Below are 20261 nucleotides of genomic sequence, written 5' to 3' on the forward strand. Positions count from 1 at the left end.
CCTATAGCATGTCATGCCAGGCGGTGATGTGAGTTAAGTTAACCCGTCGCCTTTCAAGTTACCTCTTCGTTGGCTGCACTTACTCACCCGAATCACTTACTAAAAGTAAGCTCATCGGGATTCGTGCGCTTGCCGCCTTGACGTAACTCGAAATTCATTGGGTATAAGTGATAGACTATTTCATCATTTTTTTAGCTGCTATGTACATAGCGTTGACGCTGTGCCATGAAGCAACAGCGGGGGAGTGTAGTCGCAAATGGCGAAAGAGAAAAAACGTGGCTTTTTTTCCTGGCTGGGCTTTGGTCAAAAAGAGCAGGCACCGGAAAACGAGACAGAACTAAAAAACGAAGAACAACAACCGGTTGCTGAAGAAACTACCGTCGTTGACGAACAGCCGCGCGCCGAGGAAACCCGTAGCGAGTCACAAACACAAGCCTTTGCTGCTGAAGTTGTTGAAGTCACGGAACAAGTTGCTGAAATCGAAAAACTGCAGCCGGAAGCAGCGCCTGTTGCCGGGCAACCGCAGCCGGAGGCTGAGGCGGTTGCTGAATCCACTGTTGAACCTGAAGTGGAAACCCCTGCTGCGGCGGTTATCGAACGCGAAGAATTGCCGCTGCCGGAAGAGGTGAAAACCGCAGATGTTTCTGCCGAAGAGTGGCAGGCTGAAGCGGAAACTGTCGAAATCGTCGAGGCGGTTGAAGAAGAAGCCGAAAACGAACCGCAACTGACAGACGAAGAACTGGAAGCGCAGGCCCTGGCTGCCGAGGCGGCGGAAGAAGCCGTCATGGTGGTGCCGGTTGAAGAACCTGCCGTTGAAAAACCGGTAGAAGAAGAGGCGGTCCAGGAGCAGGAAAAACCAACTAAAGAAGGTTTCTTTGCGCGTCTGAAACGCAGTCTGCTGAAAACAAAAGAAAACCTCGGTTCCGGATTTATCAGTCTGTTTCGCGGTAAAAAGATCGACGATGATCTGTTTGAAGAGCTGGAAGAGCAGTTGCTGATTGCGGATGTGGGCGTAGAAACGACCCGTAAGATTATTGCGAATCTGACGGAAGGCGCCAGCCGCAAGCAGCTCAAAGATGCAGAAGCGCTGTATGGCCTGCTGAAAGATGAGATGGGCGAGATCCTGGCGAAGGTTGATGAGCCGCTGAACGTCGAGGGTAAAACGCCATTTGTTATCTTAATGGTTGGCGTAAACGGCGTGGGTAAAACGACTACCATTGGTAAGCTGGCGCGTCAGTTTGAGCAGCAGGGTAAAACGGTGATGCTGGCGGCGGGCGATACCTTCCGTGCGGCAGCGGTAGAGCAGTTACAGGTCTGGGGTCAGCGTAACAATATTCCGGTGATTGCACAGCATACCGGTGCGGATTCCGCCTCCGTTATCTTTGATGCCATCCAGGCCGCGAAGGCACGTAACGTAGACGTGCTGATCGCTGATACCGCAGGGCGTTTGCAGAACAAATCGCACCTGATGGAAGAACTGAAAAAAATCGTTCGCGTTATGAAGAAGCTCGACGAAGAGGCACCGCATGAAGTTATGCTGACTATCGACGCCAGTACCGGGCAGAATGCGATAAGCCAGGCCAAACTGTTCCATGAAGCGGTGGGCTTAACCGGTATCACCCTGACCAAGCTGGACGGTACGGCGAAGGGTGGGGTCATCTTCTCGGTTGCCGATCAGTTTGGCATCCCTATCCGCTATATTGGTGTGGGCGAACGTATCGAGGATTTACGTCCGTTTAAAGCGGACGATTTTATAGAGGCACTTTTTGCCCGAGAGGATTAACAATGATTCGCTTTGAACATGTCAGCAAGGCCTATCTCGGTGGGAGACAAGCGCTGCAGGGAGTGACCTTCCATATGCAGCCTGGCGAGATGGCGTTTCTGACCGGCCACTCTGGTGCGGGTAAAAGTACCCTGCTGAAGCTGATCTGTGGAATTGAACGGCCCAGCGCCGGGAAAATCTACTTCAGCGGGCATGACATCAGCCGTTTGAAAAACCGTGAAGTGCCGTTTCTGCGTCGTCAGATTGGCATGATTTTTCAGGATCACCACCTGTTGATGGACAGAACCGTATTTGACAACGTGGCAATCCCGCTGATCATCGCGGGCGCCAGCGGTGACGATATTCGTCGTCGCGTGTCAGCGGCACTGGATAAGGTCGGGCTGTTGGACAAAGCGAAAAACTTCCCGATTCAGCTCTCTGGCGGTGAACAACAGCGCGTGGGTATCGCCCGCGCGGTGGTGAATAAACCTGCGGTACTGCTGGCGGATGAACCGACGGGGAACCTGGATGACGCGCTGTCGGAAGGGATCCTTCGCCTGTTCGAAGAGTTTAACCGCGTCGGGGTCACGGTATTAATGGCCACGCATGACATTGGACTGATCTCCCGTCGCTCCTACCGCCAGCTGGTCCTGAGTGATGGACACCTGCATGGAGGCCTGGCGCATGAATAGACGTGACGCTATCAATCAAATCAAACAGTTCGGTGGCCGACTGGATCGTTTTCGTAAATCAGGCGGCGCGCCGGGTGACGGTGGTCGCAATGCGCCAAAACGAGCGAAAGCCGCACCAAAACCGAACTCACGTAAAACCAACGTTTTTAACGAGCAGGTGCGCTATGCGTTCCATGGCGCGTTGCAGGACTTGAAAAGTAAGCCGTTGGCGACCTTCCTCACGGTAATGGTGATCGCCATCTCCCTGACGCTGCCCAGCGTGTGCTACATGGTTTATAAAAACGTAAACCAGGCGGCAAGCCAGTATTATCCTTCGCCGCAAATCACCGTCTATCTGCAAAAAACGCTGGATGATGACGCGGCGGCGCGGGTGGTTGGTCAGTTGCAGGCCGAACAGGGCGTTGAGAAAGTAAATTATCTTTCCCGCGAAGATGCGCTGGGCGAATTCCGTAACTGGTCCGGTTTTGGCGGCGCGCTGGACATGCTGGAAGAGAACCCGCTTCCTGCCGTAGCGGTAGTTATCCCGAAACTGGACTTCCAGGGGACGGAGTCGCTGAACACCCTGCGCGACCGTATTGCACAAATCAACGGTATTGATGAAGTGCGAATGGATGACAGCTGGTTTGCTCGTCTGGCGGCGCTGACGGGACTCGTGGGGCGCGTATCCGCGATGATTGGCGTGCTGATGGTGGCGGCGGTCTTCCTCGTCATTGGTAACAGCGTGCGCCTGAGTATTTTTGCGCGTCGCGATACCATTAACGTGCAGAAGCTGATTGGCGCGACGGACGGATTTATCCTGCGCCCATTCCTTTACGGCGGCGCGCTGCTCGGTTTTTCCGGCGCATTTCTTTCACTGATTTTGTCAGAGATTTTGGTGATGCGTCTGTCGTCAGCGGTGACTGAAGTGGCGCAGGTCTTTGGAACTAAGTTTGATATCAATGGTTTATCATTCGACGAGTGCCTGTTGTTACTGCTGGTGTGCTCAATGATCGGCTGGGTGGCAGCCTGGCTTGCCACGGTTCAACATTTACGCCACTTTACCCCCGATTAAAAAATCTCTGGTATAATCTTTCCCTGCACTGAGTAGTTCGCTCTGCAGGGAAAGAGTCCCTGTTATCTCTTCCCGGCGTATTCATTGTGATGTCACATTTTGTGCGTAATCTATACACATTACGACATGGAACTTGTGGATAAAATCACTGTCTGATAAAAGATTGAATGATATTCTCGTTGCTCATAAGCTCTGGCATGGTTGTTGCTACTGGTTTTTGTTAATTAGTTTTTGCCAACGCGCCAGATGAAAAGATTGAGAGGATTTGAATGACCAAAGAAATGCAAAATTTAGCTTTAGCCCCTGTTGGTAACCTGGAGTCTTACATCCGGGCTGCGAACGCGTGGCCGATGTTGTCGGCTGACGAGGAGCGGGCGCTGGCTGAAAAGCTGCATTACCAGGGCGATCTGGAAGCAGCTAAAACGCTGATCCTGTCTCACCTGCGCTTTGTTGTTCATATTGCTCGTAACTACGCGGGCTATGGCCTGCCGCAGGCGGATCTGATTCAGGAAGGTAATATCGGCCTGATGAAAGCCGTGCGCCGTTTCAACCCGGAAGTGGGTGTGCGCCTGGTTTCTTTCGCCGTGCACTGGATCAAAGCTGAGATCCATGAATACGTTCTGCGTAACTGGCGTATCGTGAAAGTCGCGACCACTAAAGCACAGCGTAAGCTGTTCTTTAACTTGCGTAAAACCAAGCAGCGTCTGGGTTGGTTCAACCAGGACGAAGTTGAAATGGTGGCTCGTGAGCTGGGTGTTTCCAGCAAAGACGTGCGCGAAATGGAATCCCGTATGGCGGCGCAGGACATGACGTTTGATATGTCTTCAGACGACGAGTCTGACAGCCAGCCGATGGCGCCGGTTCTGTATCTGCAGGATAAATCCTCTAACTTTGCCGATGGCATTGAAGAAGATAACTGGGAAGATCAGGCCGCGAACAAACTGACTCACGCAATGGAAGGTCTGGACGAACGTAGCCAGGATATCATCCGCGCCCGTTGGCTGGACGAAGACAACAAGTCAACGTTGCAGGAACTGGCCGATCGCTACGGCGTTTCCGCTGAACGTGTTCGTCAGCTTGAAAAGAACGCCATGAAAAAACTGCGCGCGGCGATCGAAGCGTAATCTTCCAGTAAACCTGGAAATGCTGATAAACCCTGGATGAAAATCCGGGGTTTTTTGTTTTTATCTCTCCCTCTATCTCCTGACGTTTATGCTTTTTGTCATCAAGTTGTTATCTGCATGTCAAATTTAGCTATTCCAAAATAATAAAAATCGGGTATGTTTTAGCAGAGTATGCTGCTAAAGCACGGGTGGCTATCCAATAATCGAAATAAAGTGCTGAACAACAACATCACAACACACGTAATAACCACAATAATGGGGATTGTCAGGATGAATATGAAGGGTAAAGCGTTATTGGCAGGATGTATCGCCCTGTCTTTGAGCAATATGGCGTTTGCTAAGGATATTAAAGTGGCCGTTGTCGGCGCAATGTCCGGTCCGGTAGCGCAGTATGGCGATCAGGAGTTTACTGGCGCAGAGCAGGCGATTGCGGATATCAACGCCAAGGGCGGGGTAAAAGGTGACAAACTGGTCGTGGTGAAATATGACGATGCCTGTGACCCGAAACAAGCGGTAGCGGTCGCGAACAAAGTGGTCAACGACGGGATTAAATACGTTATCGGCCATCTGTGCTCATCTTCTACCCAGCCCGCGTCAGATATCTATGAAGATGAAGGCATTCTGATGATTACCCCGGCAGCGACGGCGCCGGAGCTGACCGCGCGTGGTTATAAGCTGGTGATGCGTACCACCGGCCTGGATTCCGATCAGGGGCCAACTGCCGCCAAATACATTCTGGAAAAAGTGAAGCCGCAACGCATTGCCATCATTCACGATAAGCAGCAGTACGGCGAAGGTCTGGCGCGTGCGGTGCAGGACGGCCTGAAGAAAGGCAACGCCAACGTGGTGTTCTTTGACGGTATTACCGCCGGTGAAAAAGACTTCTCGACGCTGGTGGCGCGCCTGAAGAAAGAGAATATCGATTTCGTTTACTACGGTGGTTATCACCCGGAAATGGGGCAGATCCTGCGTCAGTCTCGTGCCGCAGGTCTGAAAACCCAGTTTATGGGTCCGGAAGGGGTAGCGAACGTGTCGCTGTCTAACATTGCGGGTGAGTCTGCGGAAGGCTTACTGGTAACCAAGCCGAAGAACTACGACCAGGTGCCAGCGAACAAACCGATTGTGGATGCTATCAAGGCCAAGAAACAGGATCCGAGTGGCGCATTCGTGTGGACCACTTACGCCGCGCTGCAATCCTTGCAGGCCGGTCTGAACCAGTCTGACGATCCGGCTGAAATTGCCAAGTACCTGAAAGCAAACTCAGTAGAAACCGTAATGGGGCCGCTGTCCTGGGACGAGAAGGGCGATCTGAAAGGCTTCGAATTCGGCGTGTTTGACTGGCATGCTAATGGGACGGCGACAGACGCCAAGTAATTGAGTGCCGGGTGGCGGCTTCGCCTTACCCGGCCTACATACCTGGAAAATTGCGAGGTGGTTTTTTTATCTTTTGCTCCCAGCATGTAGGCCGGATAAGCGTCAGCGCCATCCGGCTTTTTTATCTTTTTTCCCAGCCATCTGCCTGGGCTGTAAAGCCTAACGCCTGCATAAACGCGGCCATCACGCTGCGGTCTTCAACGCCTACATCTGCCATCCACCATGAACTCACACTTGGGTTTTCACGGATCACCTCTTCGATCAAATACTGCCCGACGCCGCGACGACGGGTGATTTCACGTACGCGCAACGAATCCAGAGCACCTTGTGTGCCGCTCAGGGTGACACGTACTGCGCCTAACAGACGCTCGTTAAAACGCGCGGCGTAGATCCGGTGCGTTTCATCTACGCTTAATGATGAGGCGGAATATTCCGGCCAGATTTTGCCCAGATCAATCAGATCCTGGGCGCTAAAGTTGTTTAAACGAACGATGGTCAGCTTCATTAGTAGCATGTCCAAATCACAAAAGATGAGATCAGTGTACCGAAATAATTCGCCCGGATGCTTTCTCTTTTTTATGCGATTAACCAGGTTAATAGTTTTGCGACAACGGTAATGACAGTTTGAAACATTAGAGATTGAAAAACAGGCAGGATAATACCCTGGAATGCAGCATTTTATTCCGCTCTTTGTACCGTTATTTTATGCTGACAAACGTGCTTTTTTTTGTTTATCTATAGTGAAAAGCAGAATATTATCTTTTCTTAATCGACTGAAATATAGAGATTTTAGTCTGATTTTGCTTAAAAAACTGCGCTAACCCATTAATGAGACTGGTAAAAATAGTGCAGTTCAAAAAAAGCACAGTCTGCTTTTTAACCACATAAATACAAAATATTAATTACGTCACGAATGGGGATTCAGTTAATGAAACGGAATGCGAAAACAATCATCGCAGGGGTGATAGCACTGGCAATGTCGCATGCTGTCATGGCAGAAGATATCAAGGTGGCTGTTGTCGGGGCGATGTCGGGTCCGGTCGCGCAGTGGGGTGATATGGAATTTAATGGCGCACGTCAGGCCATTAAAGATATCAATGCCAAAGGCGGGATCAAAGGCGACAAGCTGGTGGCCGTGGAATATGACGATGCTTGCGATCCAAAACAGGCCGTTGCCGTAGCAAACAAAATCGTCAATGACGGTATTCAGTATGTTATTGGCCACCTGTGCTCATCTTCGACTCAGCCAGCGTCAGACATCTATGAAGACGAAGGGATCCTGATGATTTCCCCGGGCGCCACTAACCCGGAACTGACCCAGCGCGGTTACGCACACATTATGCGTACTGCGGGTCTGGACTCCTCTCAGGGACCAACCGCCGCGAAATACATTCTGGAGAAGGTGAAGCCGCAGCGCATCGCCATCATCCATGATAAACAGCAATACGGCGAAGGCCTGGCGCGTTCGGTGCAGGACAGCCTGAAAGCGGGCAAAGCCAACATCGTCTTCTTTGATGGGATCACCGCCGGGGAAAAAGATTTCTCTGCGCTGATTGCCCGTCTGAAGAAAGAAAATATCGACTTCGTCTATTACGGCGGCTACTACCCGGAAATGGGGCAAATGCTGCGCCAGGCGCGATCCGTTGGCCTGAAAACGCAGTTTATGGGGCCAGAGGGTGTGGGTAATGCCTCTCTGTCTAACATCGCCGGTGATGCCGCAGAAGGCATGCTGGTGACGATGCCAAAACGTTATGACCAGGATCCGGCGAATAAAGCGATTGTCGATGCGCTCAAAGCTGACAAGAAAGATCCAACCGGACCATACGTGTGGATCACTTATGCAGCCGTCCAGTCACTGGCGAGCGCAATGGATCGCAGCGGAAGCAAAGAGCCGCTGGATCTGGTGAAAGATCTGAAAGCACACGGGGCTGATACCGTGATTGGGCCGCTGAAATGGGACGAAAAAGGCGATTTGAAGGGATTTGAGTTTGGTGTCTTTCAGTGGCACGCAGATGGTTCATCAACCGTCGCGAAGTAATACCTGAAGACGAGTTATCCCACCGCCCGTGCAAAACGGGCGGGTTAAGAAAGGTTACCTTATGTCCGAGCAGTTCCTCTATTTCTTGCAGCAGATGTTTAACGGCGTCACGCTGGGAAGCACCTACGCGCTGATCGCCATCGGTTATACGATGGTGTACGGCATTATTGGCATGATCAATTTCGCCCATGGCGAGGTGTATATGATCGGCAGCTATGTCTCCTTTATGATCATCGCTGCGCTAATGATGATGGGGATTGATTCCAGTTGGCTACTGGTCGCGGCGGGCTTCGTCGGCGCGATTGTGATTGCCAGCGCCTACGGCTGGAGTATTGAACGGGTGGCGTATCGGCCCGTGCGCAGCTCCAAGCGCTTGATCGCGCTAATTTCCGCTATCGGGATGTCCATCTTCCTGCAAAACTACGTCAGCCTGACGGAAGGTTCACGCGACGTGGCGCTGCCCAGCCTGTTTAACGGCCAGTGGACTGTCGGCAGTAGTGATAACTTCTCTGCATCTATCACCACTATGCAGTTGGTTATCTGGATTGTAACCTTCCTCGCGATGCTGGCACTGACGCTGTTTATCCGCTATTCGCGTATGGGACGTGCCTGCCGCGCCTGTGCGGAAGATCTGAAAATGGCCAGCCTGCTCGGCATTAACACCGACCGTGTGATTGCGCTGACCTTTGTGATCGGTGCGGCAATGGCGGCGGTTGCGGGCGTGCTGCTCGGTCAGTTCTATGGCGTAATTAACCCTTACATCGGCTTTATGGCCGGGATGAAAGCCTTTACCGCGGCGGTACTGGGCGGCATTGGCAGCATTCCTGGCGCGATGATTGGCGGCCTGATTTTGGGCGTTGCCGAAGCGCTTTCTTCTGCTTATCTGAGTACCGAATACAAAGACGTGGTGTCGTTCGCGTTGCTGATTCTGGTACTGCTGGTGATGCCGACCGGTATTCTGGGTCGTCCGGAGGTAGAGAAAGTATGAAACCGATGCATTTTGCAATGGCGCTGCTCTCTGCCGCCATGTTCTTCATCCTGGCGGGCGTCTTCATGGGCGTCCAGTTAGAGCTGGACGGCACCAAACTGGTGGTGGACACCGCTGCGGATATCCGCTGGCAGTGGGTGTTTATCGGCACTGGCGTCGTGTTTCTTTTCCAACTGTTGCGTCCGGCGTTCCAGAAAGGTCTGAAGAGCGTCTCCGGGCCGAAGTTTATTCTGCCAGCGATTGACGGCTCCACTGTTAAACAGAAACTGTTTCTGGTGGCGCTGCTGGTGATTGCCGTGGCATGGCCGTTTATGGTCTCGCGCGGCACGGTCGATATCGCCACGCTGACGATGATTTATATCATCCTCGGCCTCGGCTTAAACGTGGTGGTGGGGCTTTCCGGCCTGCTGGTGCTGGGCTACGGCGGCTTCTATGCCATCGGCGCTTACACCTTTGCGCTGCTGAACCACTATTACGGCCTCGGTTTCTGGACCTGTCTGCCGCTGGCGGGGCTGGTTTCTGCCGCTGCGGGGTTCCTGCTCGGCTTCCCGGTCCTGCGTCTGCGCGGTGATTATCTGGCTATTGTGACCTTAGGCTTCGGCGAAATCGTCCGTATCCTGCTGCTCAACAACACCGAAATCACCGGCGGCCCGAACGGTATTAGCCAGATCCCGAAACCTACTTTTTTCGGTCTTGAGTTCAGCCGCAGCGCGCGTGAAGGCGGCTGGGATACCTTCAGCAACTTCTTTAACGTGAAGTATGACCCGTCCGATCGCGTGATTTTCCTCTATCTGGTGGCGCTGCTGCTGGTGGTGTTCTCGCTGTTTGTCATCAACCGTCTGCTGCGCATGCCGCTGGGACGTGCGTGGGAAGCGCTGCGTGAAGATGAAATCGCCTGCCGTTCGCTGGGCTTAAATCCTACACGCATCAAGCTGACCGCCTTTACCATCAGCGCCGCGTTCGCGGGTTTTGCCGGCACGCTGTTTGCCGCGCGGCAGGGTTTTGTCAGCCCGGAATCGTTCACCTTTGCCGAGTCGGCCTTTGTGTTGGCGATTGTGGTACTGGGTGGAATGGGCTCGCAGTTTGCGGTCATTCTCGCAGCTATCCTGCTGGTGGTGTCACGCGAACTGATGCGTGATTTCAATGAATACAGCATGTTAATGCTGGGTGGTTTGATGGTACTGATGATGATCTGGCGTCCGCAGGGCTTGTTACCGATGACCCGTCCGCAGTTGAAGCTGAAAAACGGGGAAGCAAAAGGAGAGCAGGCATGAGTCAGCCATTATTATCCGTTAACGGCCTGATGATGCGCTTCGGCGGTCTGCTGGCGGTGAACAACGTTGAGCTGGAACTGAGACCGCAGGAAATCGTCTCGTTAATCGGGCCGAACGGCGCGGGAAAAACCACGGTCTTTAACTGCCTGACCGGTTTTTATAAACCGACGGGTGGGACGATTAAGCTGCGTGACCAGCATCTGGAAGGGCTGCCGGGTCAGCAAATCGCGCGTATGGGCGTGGTGCGTACTTTCCAGCACGTACGCCTGTTTCGCGAAATGACGGTGATTGAAAACTTGCTGGTGGCGCAACATCAGCAATTGAAAACCGGTGTCTTTTCCGGCCTGTTAAAAACGCCGTCGTTCCGTCGCGCGCAGAGTGAAGCCCTGGATCGCGCCGCCACTTGGCTTGCGCGTATTGGTTTGCTGGAGCATGCCAACCGCCAGGCCAGTAACCTCGCCTACGGTGACCAGCGTCGTCTGGAGATCGCCCGCTGCATGGTGACGCAACCGGAGATCCTGATGCTTGACGAGCCTGCCGCTGGCCTCAACCCGAAAGAGACCAAAGAGCTGGACGAGCTGATTGCCGAGCTGCGCAATCATCACAACACTACCATTCTGTTGATTGAGCACGATATGAAACTGGTGATGGGCATTTCCGACCGTATTTACGTGGTAAACCAGGGCACGCCGCTGGCGAACGGGACGCCGGAACAGATTCGTAATAACCCGGACGTGATCCGCGCCTATTTAGGTGAAGCATAATGGTGGCGAGGCATACTATGGATAAGGCGATGTTATCGTTCGATAAAGTCAGTGCCCACTACGGCAAAATTCAGGCGCTGCACGAGGTTAGCCTGTATATCAATCAGGGTGAGATCGTAACGCTTATCGGTGCCAACGGCGCGGGGAAAACCACCCTGCTCGGTACGTTATGCGGCGACCCACGCGCGACCAGCGGACGCATTGTCTTTGATGGTAAAGACATTACCGACTGGCAAACGGCTAAAATCATGCGTGAAGCGGTGGCGATCGTCCCGGAAGGGCGTCGTGTGTTTTCGCGCATGACGGTGGAAGAGAACCTGGCGATGGGCGGTTTCTTTGCCGAGAAGGACCAGTTTCAGGAACGTATCAAATGGGTGTATGACCTGTTTCCGCGCCTGCATGAGCGTCGCATTCAGCGTGCGGGTACCATGTCCGGCGGTGAACAGCAGATGCTGGCGATAGGCCGTGCGCTGATGAGCCAGCCCCGGCTATTGTTGCTTGATGAGCCGTCGCTGGGTCTGGCGCCGATTATCATCCAGCAGATCTTTAACACCATCGAGCAGCTGCGCGAGCAGGGGATGACCATCTTCCTCGTCGAGCAGAACGCTAACCAGGCGCTGAAGCTCGCCGACCGCGGCTACGTGCTGGAAAACGGTCATGTGGTACTGGAAGACACCGGTGATGCGCTACTGGCGAATGAAGCGGTGCGTAGCGCTTATCTGGGCGGTTAAGATTTCTCTTAAGAGTTAAGGGGCCTGATGGCCCCTTTTTATCGCGTTATGTTATTATTGAGAATGGTTATCAATAATAACATGAACATGGAGAAAGGATGATACGTTCAGGTACCTGCATGATGATTGGAACTCTGTTATTGGCGTTTGCATCTGGTGTTCAGGCACTGGAACCGCAAACGTTCGACCCGCGCGATCCGTCTATCTGGGAAGAGAAACCGAACAACCCGTTGGCACAATCCAGCTCGCCCTGCGAAGTATTCACCAGCTCGGTATGCCCTGGCTGGGAAGATGAAAAATCAGATATCCAACGTGAACGTGAGCGGCGGGAACAGCAGCGTTTACAGAATGAATTTGAGCGACGCTGGCGTCGGGATTAACGTTACCGGAGTAAATGGGCAGCGTGTCAGGTAACGTCGCTAGCTAAATCTGCAGGTATTGCGAGCCTTGTCCCAGCAAGTATAGGTTATTTGCTGCATAATCAACGGCTTGATGTATATCTTGAGTCAATGGTAATTGAATGAATGATTTACCGCGTCAAACTGACGTGCTGCCCATGCCCGCAATAGACGGTGTCACGGTCTCTTTTAATGGACTGCACTATCTGCGCCCCGAGCTACTTCTGGATTTCGTGAGTATCAGTAGCGCGCCGTTGCTTGCCGTTACGCCTGTTGCATTGCTGTACTCTTCTGTTGGTGTGCTACAGCAGGTCGACTTACGCAAGCTGCCGGTTGAAGTCGTTGGCCGTGTGGTTTATCCCATCACTTCGCTGAAGCTTCCTGCGTTACGAGGAAAGCTCATCATTAACGCCCAGTCGCGACGGCTCAAATTTCTGGAAAGTCTGGTGGCGATATCGCCGGAAGATAATATCCACGGTATGCAGGTCCTGGGTCTGGCGCTGGAGTTTACGTTCGCACAGCCTGAGTGATCTCATCTGTACGGCAAATCTTTTTATGGGCCGGGTAAGGCACCTCCCCGGCTTTGTTGTGCTCCACCCCGCATTTTCCTGTCACTCCGCTTTCACCGCCTTGCCATCTGTTTGTCGCCTTACTATCTTTTTTTTGTAATAAAAAAGTTATTTTTCTGTCATTCGAGCATGTCATGTTACCCCCGCGAGCATAAAACGCGTGATATCGCGCATCCGGCACAACAAGAGAGATAACCGATGATATCGTTACGACATACAGCTTTAGGACTGGCACTTAGCCTGGCATTTGCAGGTCAGGCGCTGGCAGTCACCACCATCCCGTTCTGGCACTCAATGGAAGGCGAACTGGGTAAAGAAGTTGATTCACTGGCGCAACGTTTTAATGCCGCCAATCCCGACTACAAAATTGTGCCACAGTATAAAGGCAACTATGAGCAAAGCCTGAGCGCAGGTATTGCCGCCTTCCGTACCGGAAACGCGCCTGCGCTGCTGCAGGTTTATGAAGTGGGGACGGCAACGATGATGGCCTCGAAAGCCATTAAACCGGTCTATGAAGTATTCAAAGAGGCCGGTATTAACTTTGATGAATCTCAGTTCGTGCCGACGGTTTCCGGTTATTACACTGACTCGAAAAGCGGACATCTGCTCTCCCAGCCCTTTAACAGCTCCACGCCGGTGCTGTATTACAACAAAGACGCCTTTAAAAAAGCCGGTTTAGATCCTGAGCAGCCGCCAAAAACCTGGCAGGATCTGGCGGAATACACCGCGAAGCTCAAAGCCGCAGGTATGAAGTGTGGCTATGCCAGCGGTTGGCAGGGCTGGATCCAGATTGAAAACTTCAGCGCCTGGAACGGCCTGCCGGTCGCCACCAAAAACAACGGTTTTGACGGTACTGATGCGGTGCTGGAGTTCAATAAACCGGAGCAGGTGAAACACATTGCACTACTGGAAGAGCTGAATAAAAAGGGCGACTTCAGCTACTTTGGACGTAAAGATGAATCCACCGAGAAGTTCTACAACGGGGATTGCGCCATTACCACCGCTTCTTCAGGTTCTCTGGCCGACATCCGCCACTACGCCAAATTCAACTATGGCGTCGGCATGATGCCGTACGATGCCGATGTGAAGGGCGCACCGCAGAACGCGATTATCGGTGGAGCCAGTCTGTGGGTGATGCAGGGCAAAGACAAAGCCACCTACGAAGGCGTGGCGCAATTCCTTAACTTCCTCGCAAAACCAGAGATTGCTGCCGAATGGCATCAGAAGACCGGCTATCTGCCGATCACCACCGCCGCGTACGATCTGACTCGCGAGCAGGGCTTCTATGATAAGAACCCCGGGGCCGATATCGCCACTCGTCAGATGCTGAACAAACCGCCGTTGCCGTTCACTAAAGGGCTGCGTCTGGGCAACATGCCGCAGATCCGTACCATCGTGGATGAAGAGCTGGAAAGCGTGTGGACCGGAAAGAAAACCCCACAGCAGGCGTTGGATGCCGCGGTTGAGCGTGGCAATCAGTTACTGCGCCGCTTTGAGCAATCGACCAAATCTTAAGTGTATAAGTGCCTGATGGCGCTGCGCTTATCAGGCCTACAGCTTTTGTAGGCCGGATAAGGTGCTTGCACCGCCATCCGGCACCTTCCAGGAAAAGAACCTTCATGTCCTCATCCCGTCCGGTGTTCCGCTCGCGCTGGCTTCCCTATTTACTGGTGGCCCCGCAGTTGGTTATCACCGTTATTTTCTTTATCTGGCCCGCTGGTGAAGCGCTATGGTACTCGCTACAAAGCGTTGATCCTTTTGGCCTTTCCAGCCAGTTTGTCGGACTGGAAAACTTTGTCGCGCTGTTCCATGACCCGTACTACCTTGATTCGTTCTGGACGACGATAAAGTTCAGTACGCTGGTTACGGTAAGCGGCCTGCTGGTGTCGCTGTTTTTTGCTGCGCTGGTGAATTATGTCGTGCGCGGTAGCCGTTTTTACCAGACGTTGATGCTGTTGCCCTACGCCGTTGCGCCCGCCGTCGCCGCCGTACTGTGGATCTTCCTGTTCAACCCGGGTCGCGGGCTGATTACCCATTTTCTCGGTGAGTTTGGCTATGACTGGAACCACGCGCAAAACAGCGGCCAGGCAATGTTTCTGGTGGTATTCGCGTCTGTCTGGAAGCAGATTAGTTACAACTTCCTGTTCTTCTTTGCCGCACTGCAATCTATTCCCCGATCGCTGATCGAAGCCGCCGCGATTGATGGCGCGGGGCCGATTCGCCGCTTCTTTAAGCTGGCATTGCCGCTGATTGCGCCGGTCAGTTTCTTTTTGCTGGTGGTGAATCTGGTGTATGCCTTCTTTGACACCTTCCCGGTGATCGACGCCGCCACGGCAGGTGGGCCGGTACAGGCGACCACGACGTTGATTTATAAGATCTATCGTGAAGGCTTTGTCGGCCTGGATCTCTCTGCGTCAGCCGCGCAGTCGGTGGTGCTGATGTTCCTGGTCATTATTTTGACAGTGGTGCAGTTCCGCTATGTGGAAAGTAAGGTGCGTTACCAATGATTGAGAACCGTCGTGGGCTGACAATATTTAGCCATGCCATGCTGATTATGGGGATCATGGTGATCCTGTTCCCGCTGTACGTCGCGTTTGTCGCGGCGACGCTGGACAACAAAGCGGTATTTGAAACGCCGATGACGCTTGTTCCCGGCACGCAGTTGCTGGAAAACATGAAATACATCTGGGTCAACGGCGTGGGCGTCAACAGCGCGCCGTTCTGGTTGATGATGCTCAACAGTTTCATCATGGCGTTCAGTATTACGGTGGGGAAAATCACCGTCTCTATGCTCTCCGCGTTCGCCATCGTCTGGTTCCGTTTTCCGCTGCGCAACCTGTTCTTTTGGATGATTTTTATCACCCTGATGCTGCCGGTTGAGGTGCGTATTTTCCCAACGGTGGAAGTGATCGCCAACCTGAAAATGCTCGACAGCTACGCGGGTCTGACGCTGCCGCTGATGGCATCGGCTACCGCGACCTTCCTGTTCCGTCAGTTTTTTATGACGCTACCGGATGAGCTGGTTGAAGCGGCGCGTATTGACGGCGCGTCACCGATGCGTTTTTTCCGCGATATCGTGCTTCCGCTGTCAAAAACCAATCTGGCGGCGCTGTTCGTGATCACCTTTATCTACGGCTGGAACCAGTATTTGTGGCCGTTGTTAATTATTACCGATGTCAACCTGGGCACTGCGGTAGCGGGCATCAAAGGCATGATCGCCACCGGCGAAGGTACCACCCAATGGAATCAGGTGATGGCAGCCATGCTGCTGACGCTCATCCCTCCGGTAATCATCGTGTTAGCCATGCAGCGTGCCTTCGTGCGTGGTTTAGTGGACAGTGAGAAATAAAATGGCTGGTTTAAAACTACAGGCAGTAACCAAAAGCTGGGATGGCAAAACCCAGGTGATTAAACCGCTGACGCTGGACGTTGCGGACGGGGAGTTTATTGTGATGGTCGGGCCATCCGGCTGCGGCAAGTCTACGTTGCTGCGGATGGTGGCCGGGCTGGAGCGGGTCAGCGGCGGCGATATCTGGATCGATAATAAGCGCGTCACCGAGATGGAGCCGAAAGATCGCGGCATTGCGATGGTGTTCCAGAACTATGCCCTCTACCCGCATATGAGCGTAGAAGAAAACATGGCCTGGGGGCTGAAGATCCGTGGAATGGGTAAGGAGCATATTGCCGAGCGGGTGAAAGAGGCGGCACGTATTCTCGAACTGGGTGAACTGCTCAAACGTCGCCCACGCGAACTTTCCGGCGGCCAGCGTCAGCGCGTGGCGATGGGACGGGCGATTGTTCGCGATCCGGCGGTATTCCTGTTCGATGAGCCGCTTTCTAACCTCGATGCCAAGCTGCGCGTCCAGATGCGTCTGGAGTTACAACATCTGCATCGCCGACTGAAAACCACCTCGCTGTATGTGACGCACGATCAGGTTGAAGCGATGACCCTCGCCCAGCGGGTGATGGTGATGAACAAAGGCATTGCCGAGCAGATCGGTACGCCGGTTGAAGTGTACGAGAAACCTGCCAGCCGCTTTGTGGCGAGCTTTATCGGCAGCCCGGCGATGAACCTGCTGGATGGGCGTATTAGCGCTTCGGGTGCGCATTTTGAACTGGATGACGGCATGGCCTTGCCCATCGCCAGGAGCGTCCGGGAGTGTATTGGGCGTAACATGACGCTGGGTATCCGCCCGGAGCATATTGCGTTAAGCTCGCAGGCCGATGGCGGTGTGCCGTTGGTTGTCGACACGCTGGAAATGCTGGGCGCGGATAACCTCGCGCACGGGCGCTGGGGCGAGCAAAAGCTGGTGGTGCGACTGGCGCATCAGCATCGCCCGACGGCAGGCAGCACGCTTTGGCTGCATCTGCCAGAAAATCATTTGCATCTTTTTGATGGCGAAACAGGACAACGCGTATGAGTAACTGGCCTTATCCCCACATTGTCGCCCATCGCGGCGGCGGTAAGCTGGCTCCGGAAAACACCCTGGCGGCGATCGACGTGGGGGCGCGATACGGGCATACCATGATTGAGTTTGACGCTAAGTTGTCGAAAGACGGCGAGATCTTTTTGCTGCACGACGACAATCTCGAACGGACCAGTAACGGCTGGGGCGTGGCGGGTGAACTGAACTGGCAGGATCTATTACGCGTGGACGCAGGCGGTTGGTTTAGCGGCGAGTTTAAAGGCGAACCGCTGCCGCTGCTCTCGCAAGTGGCCGCGCGCTGCCGTCAGCACGGCATGATAGCGAATATTGAAATTAAACCCACAACCGGCACCGGAACGCTAACCGGCAAAGTCGTGGCGCTGGCCGCGCGTGAACTGTGGGCGGGAATGACGCCGCCGCTGTTGTCGTCTTTTGAAATTGACGCGCTTGAAGCGGCGCAGCAGGCGGTTCCAGAACTGCCGCGCGGTTTACTGCTTGATGAATGGCGTGACGACTGGCGCGAACTCACTACCCGGCTCGGCTGCGTCTCGATTCATTTTAATCATAAGTTGCTGGATGAAACGCGCGTGGATGCGTTGCGCGACGCGGGGCTACGTATTTTGGTTTATACCGTCAACCGACCCCAGCGCGCGGCAGAGCTGCTGCGCTGGGGAGTGGACTGCATCTGTACCGATGCGATTGATACCATAGGACCGGATTTTCAACCCTATTAAGGCCCAATCGTTTTTAACGGAACGTTAGGCTGCGGCGTGCTGGAGGGCTTCAGCATGTCGCCGTTCTTTTTCTCCGACAGCATATGTTGCTGTTTATTCAGCGAACTGTCCGGGTTGCGGGTTCCGTTCAACATGCCACCGTTGCTGTTGGGCAGCATCTGCTGTTGACCCGAATTCAACTCTCCAGGCTGGGACTGAAGGACTCGCTGGGAATTGGTGTTGATTTGGTTTTCCATATGCTGTTGCTGCATGCGGGTTTGCGTTTGCAACTGCTGGTTGAGCATCCCTTTTTGCTGAATTTGCTGCGTTTGCATTTGGGTTTGCATACGCTGCTGGCTCGGGATCTGGTAACCCGGTTGATTCGGGTTATTCATGGTGTTGATGGGCTGTGCAAAGCCTGCAAACGGCAATAGCATGGCTAAAAGTAAGAGTCGTTTCATCGCTTTTCTCCTCTCGGGGATCGCTTAAGTTTACTCCTTTCTCGCCGTTACGATGATTATTTCAGAGTTATGCACCAGGCTTAGTGGGGGCCGACCCCATACATCTGGAGAATAACGATGATAAAACCGACGTTTTTACGCCGGGTAGCCATTGCTGCTCTGCTCTCAGGAAGTTGTTTTAGCGTTGCTGCCGCGCCGGCAGCGCCACCGCCGGTATCCTACGGTGTCGAGGAAGATGTGTTCCATCCCGTGCGTGCGCAGCAGGGAATGGTGGCCTCGGTGGATGCGTTAGCCACCCAGGTCGGGGTGGATATCCTCAAACAGGGGGGCAATGCCGTTGATGCCGCCGTCGCCGTTGGTTACGCGCTGGCGGTGACGCATCCTCAGGCGGGGAACCTGGGCGGCGGTGGTTTTATGCTGCTGCGCACCAAAGACGGTAACACTACGGCGATTGATTTTCGTGAAATGGCGCCTGCTGCGGCGACCCGTGATATGTTCCTCGACGATCAGGGTAACGCCGATGCGAAAAAGTCGCTGACGTCGCATCTGGCATCCGGTACGCCGGGTACCGTGGCGGGTTTCTCGCTGGCGCTGGAGAAATACGGCACGATGCCGCTGAATAAAGTAGTGCGTCCGGCGATGAAGCTGGCGGAAGAGGGTTTTGTGGTTAACGATGCGCTGGCCGACGACTTAAAAACTTACGGCAGCGAAGTGATCCCTAATCATGAGAACAGCAAAGCCATTTTCTGGAAAGACGGCGAGCCGCTGAAGAAGGGCGATAAGCTGGTCCAGAAAAATCTGGCGAAAAGCCTGGAAATGATTGCCGAAAACGGCCCGGAAGCATTTTATAAAGGGGCGATTGCCGACCAGATTGCCGGGGAAATGTTGAAGAACGGCGGTCTGATGACCAAAGAGGATTTAGCCAGCTATAAAGCCGTTGAGCGTACGCCCATCAGTGGTGACTATCGCGGGTATCAGGTCTTCTCCATGCCGCCGCCATCCTCGGGCGGTATTCACATCGTGCAAATTCTCAATATTCTTGAAAACTTCGACATGAAGAAGTACGGCTTTGGCAGCGCCGATGCCATGCAAATCATGGCGGAAGCGGAAAAATACGCCTATGCCGACCGTTCAGAGTATCTGGGTGACCCGGACTTTGTGAAAGTGCCGTGGCAGGCGCTGACCAACAAAGCCTATGCGAAAACGCTGGCCGATCAAATTGATATCAACAAGGCCAAACCTTCCAGCCAGATAAAACCGGGCAAGCTCGCCCCGTATGAAAGCAACCAGACCACCCACTTCTCGGTGGTGGATAAAGACGGCAATGCCGTGGCGGTGACCTATACCTTGAATACAACCTTCGGCACCGGGATTGTGGCGGGTAATACCGGTATTCTGCTCAATAATGAAATGGACGATTTCTCTGCCAAGCCGGGCGTACCGAACGTATACGGACTGGTGGGCGGCGATGCCAACGCGGTCGGGCCGAAGAAGCGTCCGCTGTCGTCGATGTCGCCGACTATCGTGGTAAAAGACGGGAAAACCTGGCTGGTGACCGGCAGCCCTGGCGGGAGTCGAATCATCACTACTGTGCTGCAAATGGTAGTGAACAGCATTGATTTCGGAATGAACGTCGCCGAAGCGACCAACGCGCCGCGCTTCCATCATCAGTGGTTGCCGGATGAGCTTCGCGTCGAGAAGGGCTTCAGCCCGGACACGCTCAAGTTGCTGGAGCAAAAAGGACAGAAAGTGGCGCTGAAAGAGGCGATGGGCAGCACGCAAAGTATTATGGTTGGGCCGGATGGCGCCCTGTATGGCGCGTCCGACCCGCGTTCCGTGGATGACTTAACGGCGGGATACTAAGCAGATCGGCCCTCTTCGATGGAAGAGGGCTT

At 53.7% G+C, this 20261-nt stretch carries 20 protein-coding genes and 1 pseudogene; 18 read left to right on the top strand and 3 right to left on the bottom strand.

All coding sequences use genetic code 11. The features are described from left to right. Positions 1-256 precede the first annotated feature (256 nt). From ftsY to livJ, 5 genes are all read left to right on the top strand, one after another. Positions 257-1783 carry a signal recognition particle-docking protein FtsY gene (gene ftsY / locus ICA20_RS01535; RefSeq protein WP_038635004.1) on the top strand — a complete coding sequence of 509 codons (1527 nt, stop codon included), beginning with the start codon at positions 257-259 and terminating at the stop codon, positions 1781-1783. Between the two features lie 2 nt (positions 1784-1785). Continuing rightward, a complete protein-coding gene (ftsE, locus tag ICA20_RS01540; RefSeq protein WP_006687468.1) occupies positions 1786-2454 on the top strand; it encodes a cell division ATP-binding protein FtsE in 669 nt (222 codons plus the stop codon). Further along, on the top strand, positions 2447-3505 hold the full coding sequence (ftsX, locus tag ICA20_RS01545; RefSeq protein ID WP_038635001.1) for a permease-like cell division protein FtsX: 1059 nt from the start codon (positions 2447-2449) through the stop codon (positions 3503-3505). Before ftsE ends, ftsX begins: the two co-directional genes overlap by 8 nt. Positions 3506-3774: 269 nt before the next feature. After that, positions 3775-4629 carry an RNA polymerase sigma factor RpoH gene (gene rpoH / locus ICA20_RS01550; protein ID WP_038634997.1) on the top strand — a complete coding sequence of 285 codons (855 nt, stop codon included), beginning with the start codon at positions 3775-3777 and terminating at the stop codon, positions 4627-4629. 270 nt (positions 4630-4899) lie between these two features. Further along, positions 4900-6003 (top strand): branched chain amino acid ABC transporter substrate-binding protein LivJ, encoded by a 1104-nt coding sequence (gene livJ / locus ICA20_RS01555; protein WP_139815584.1) that lies wholly within the window; start codon positions 4900-4902, stop codon positions 6001-6003. Positions 6004-6044: 41 nt separating this feature from the next. Here the strand turns inward: livJ and ICA20_RS01560 are convergent. Then, positions 6045-6140 (bottom strand): annotated as a pseudogene (locus tag ICA20_RS01560) (hypothetical protein); the annotation flags it as partial. Beyond that, the gene (panM, locus tag ICA20_RS01565) at positions 6125-6508 is read right to left on the bottom strand and encodes an aspartate 1-decarboxylase autocleavage activator PanM (protein ID WP_038634992.1); all 384 of its coding nucleotides are present in this window, start codon (positions 6506-6508) and stop codon (positions 6125-6127) included. The pseudogene ICA20_RS01560 and the gene panM, both read right to left, overlap by 16 nt. Positions 6509-6931: 423 nt before the next feature. Between panM and livK the strand changes: the two genes are divergently transcribed. From livK to ugpQ, 12 genes are all read left to right on the top strand, one after another. Further along, positions 6932-8041, top strand: coding sequence for a high-affinity branched-chain amino acid ABC transporter substrate-binding protein LivK (gene livK / locus ICA20_RS01570; protein ID WP_038634989.1), 1110 nt, complete (start codon positions 6932-6934; stop codon positions 8039-8041). A 61-nt stretch (positions 8042-8102) separates the two neighbouring features. Further along, the gene (gene livH, locus ICA20_RS01575; RefSeq protein WP_003827575.1) at positions 8103-9029 is read left to right on the top strand and encodes a high-affinity branched-chain amino acid ABC transporter permease LivH; all 927 of its coding nucleotides are present in this window, start codon (positions 8103-8105) and stop codon (positions 9027-9029) included. Further along, positions 9026-10303 (top strand): branched chain amino acid ABC transporter permease LivM, encoded by a 1278-nt coding sequence (gene livM, locus ICA20_RS01580; protein WP_038634986.1) that lies wholly within the window; start codon positions 9026-9028, stop codon positions 10301-10303. Before livH ends, livM begins: the two co-directional genes overlap by 4 nt. Beyond that, positions 10300-11067, top strand: coding sequence for a high-affinity branched-chain amino acid ABC transporter ATP-binding protein LivG (livG, locus tag ICA20_RS01585; RefSeq protein WP_003827578.1), 768 nt, complete (start codon positions 10300-10302; stop codon positions 11065-11067). Before livM ends, livG begins: the two co-directional genes overlap by 4 nt. A 17-nt stretch (positions 11068-11084) precedes the next feature. Then, positions 11085-11798 (top strand): high-affinity branched-chain amino acid ABC transporter ATP-binding protein LivF, encoded by a 714-nt coding sequence (livF, locus tag ICA20_RS01590; protein WP_087856271.1) that lies wholly within the window; start codon positions 11085-11087, stop codon positions 11796-11798. Between the two features lie 98 nt (positions 11799-11896). Continuing rightward, entirely contained in the window at positions 11897-12178 is a 282-nt protein-coding gene (locus tag ICA20_RS01595) for a hypothetical protein (protein WP_038634981.1), read from the top strand. 140 nt (positions 12179-12318) lie between these two features. After that, positions 12319-12726 carry a hypothetical protein gene (locus ICA20_RS01600; protein ID WP_038634978.1) on the top strand — a complete coding sequence of 136 codons (408 nt, stop codon included), beginning with the start codon at positions 12319-12321 and terminating at the stop codon, positions 12724-12726. 237 nt (positions 12727-12963) lie between these two features. Beyond that, positions 12964-14280: a sn-glycerol-3-phosphate ABC transporter substrate-binding protein UgpB gene (ugpB, locus tag ICA20_RS01605; RefSeq protein WP_016154831.1), complete on the top strand. Its 1317-nt coding sequence runs from the start codon at positions 12964-12966 to the stop codon at positions 14278-14280. 104 nt (positions 14281-14384) lie between these two features. Further along, positions 14385-15272: a sn-glycerol-3-phosphate ABC transporter permease UgpA gene (gene ugpA / locus ICA20_RS01610; protein WP_038634974.1), complete on the top strand. Its 888-nt coding sequence runs from the start codon at positions 14385-14387 to the stop codon at positions 15270-15272. Then, on the top strand, positions 15269-16114 hold the full coding sequence (gene ugpE / locus ICA20_RS01615; RefSeq protein ID WP_003023450.1) for a sn-glycerol-3-phosphate ABC transporter permease UgpE: 846 nt from the start codon (positions 15269-15271) through the stop codon (positions 16112-16114). Before ugpA ends, ugpE begins: the two co-directional genes overlap by 4 nt. A gap of 1 nt (position 16115) precedes the next feature. Next, a complete protein-coding gene (locus ICA20_RS01620) occupies positions 16116-17186 on the top strand; it encodes a sn-glycerol-3-phosphate import ATP-binding protein UgpC (RefSeq protein ID WP_038634970.1) in 1071 nt (356 codons plus the stop codon). Then, the gene (ugpQ, locus tag ICA20_RS01625) at positions 17183-17926 is read left to right on the top strand and encodes a glycerophosphodiester phosphodiesterase (RefSeq protein ID WP_038634968.1); all 744 of its coding nucleotides are present in this window, start codon (positions 17183-17185) and stop codon (positions 17924-17926) included. The genes ICA20_RS01620 and ugpQ overlap by 4 nt, the downstream gene beginning before the upstream one ends. Here the strand turns inward: ugpQ and ICA20_RS01630 are convergent. Beyond that, positions 17923-18366: a DUF2756 family protein gene (locus ICA20_RS01630; RefSeq protein WP_038634965.1), complete on the bottom strand. Its 444-nt coding sequence runs from the start codon at positions 18364-18366 to the stop codon at positions 17923-17925. The two genes, ugpQ and ICA20_RS01630, sit on opposite strands and share 4 nt — an antisense overlap. A gap of 117 nt (positions 18367-18483) precedes the next feature. Here ICA20_RS01630 and ggt point away from each other — a divergent pair, with 117 nt between their 5' ends. Then, entirely contained in the window at positions 18484-20229 is a 1746-nt protein-coding gene (gene ggt, locus ICA20_RS01635) for a gamma-glutamyltransferase (RefSeq protein ID WP_038634962.1), read from the top strand. The last annotated feature ends 32 nt before the right edge of the window (positions 20230-20261 follow it).

The sequence above is a fragment of the Citrobacter sp. C5_2 genome, assembly GCF_014596845.2.
Taxonomy (GTDB): Bacteria; Pseudomonadota; Gammaproteobacteria; order Enterobacterales; family Enterobacteriaceae; genus Citrobacter; species Citrobacter werkmanii.

Bases quoted from the DNA above. Each gene is read 5' to 3' on its own strand.
- ugpB (WP_016154831.1), top strand. From the start codon at position 12,964: ATGATATCGTTACGACATACAGCTTTAGGACTGGCACTTAGCCTGGCA.
- livF (WP_087856271.1), top strand. From the start codon at position 11,085: ATGGATAAGGCGATGTTATCGTTCGATAAAGTCAGTGCCCACTACGGC.
- ggt (WP_038634962.1), top strand. From the start codon at position 18,484: ATGATAAAACCGACGTTTTTACGCCGGGTAGCCATTGCTGCTCTGCTC.
- ICA20_RS01595 (WP_038634981.1), top strand. From the start codon at position 11,897: ATGATACGTTCAGGTACCTGCATGATGATTGGAACTCTGTTATTGGCG.
- ICA20_RS01620 (WP_038634970.1), top strand. From the start codon at position 16,116: ATGGCTGGTTTAAAACTACAGGCAGTAACCAAAAGCTGGGATGGCAAA.
- livM (WP_038634986.1), top strand. From the start codon at position 9,026: ATGAAACCGATGCATTTTGCAATGGCGCTGCTCTCTGCCGCCATGTTC.
- ugpE (WP_003023450.1), top strand. From the start codon at position 15,269: ATGATTGAGAACCGTCGTGGGCTGACAATATTTAGCCATGCCATGCTG.
- rpoH (WP_038634997.1), top strand. From the start codon at position 3,775: ATGACCAAAGAAATGCAAAATTTAGCTTTAGCCCCTGTTGGTAACCTG.
- ftsX (WP_038635001.1), top strand. From the start codon at position 2,447: ATGAATAGACGTGACGCTATCAATCAAATCAAACAGTTCGGTGGCCGA.
- livG (WP_003827578.1), top strand. From the start codon at position 10,300: ATGAGTCAGCCATTATTATCCGTTAACGGCCTGATGATGCGCTTCGGC.
- ICA20_RS01600 (WP_038634978.1), top strand. From the start codon at position 12,319: ATGAATGATTTACCGCGTCAAACTGACGTGCTGCCCATGCCCGCAATA.
- ugpQ (WP_038634968.1), top strand. From the start codon at position 17,183: ATGAGTAACTGGCCTTATCCCCACATTGTCGCCCATCGCGGCGGCGGT.
- ICA20_RS01630 (WP_038634965.1), bottom strand. From the start codon at position 18,366: ATGAAACGACTCTTACTTTTAGCCATGCTATTGCCGTTTGCAGGCTTT.
- livH (WP_003827575.1), top strand. From the start codon at position 8,103: ATGTCCGAGCAGTTCCTCTATTTCTTGCAGCAGATGTTTAACGGCGTC.
- livK (WP_038634989.1), top strand. From the start codon at position 6,932: ATGAAACGGAATGCGAAAACAATCATCGCAGGGGTGATAGCACTGGCA.
- ftsE (WP_006687468.1), top strand. From the start codon at position 1,786: ATGATTCGCTTTGAACATGTCAGCAAGGCCTATCTCGGTGGGAGACAA.
- livJ (WP_139815584.1), top strand. From the start codon at position 4,900: ATGAATATGAAGGGTAAAGCGTTATTGGCAGGATGTATCGCCCTGTCT.
- panM (WP_038634992.1), bottom strand. From the start codon at position 6,508: ATGAAGCTGACCATCGTTCGTTTAAACAACTTTAGCGCCCAGGATCTG.
- ugpA (WP_038634974.1), top strand. From the start codon at position 14,385: ATGTCCTCATCCCGTCCGGTGTTCCGCTCGCGCTGGCTTCCCTATTTA.
- ftsY (WP_038635004.1), top strand. From the start codon at position 257: ATGGCGAAAGAGAAAAAACGTGGCTTTTTTTCCTGGCTGGGCTTTGGT.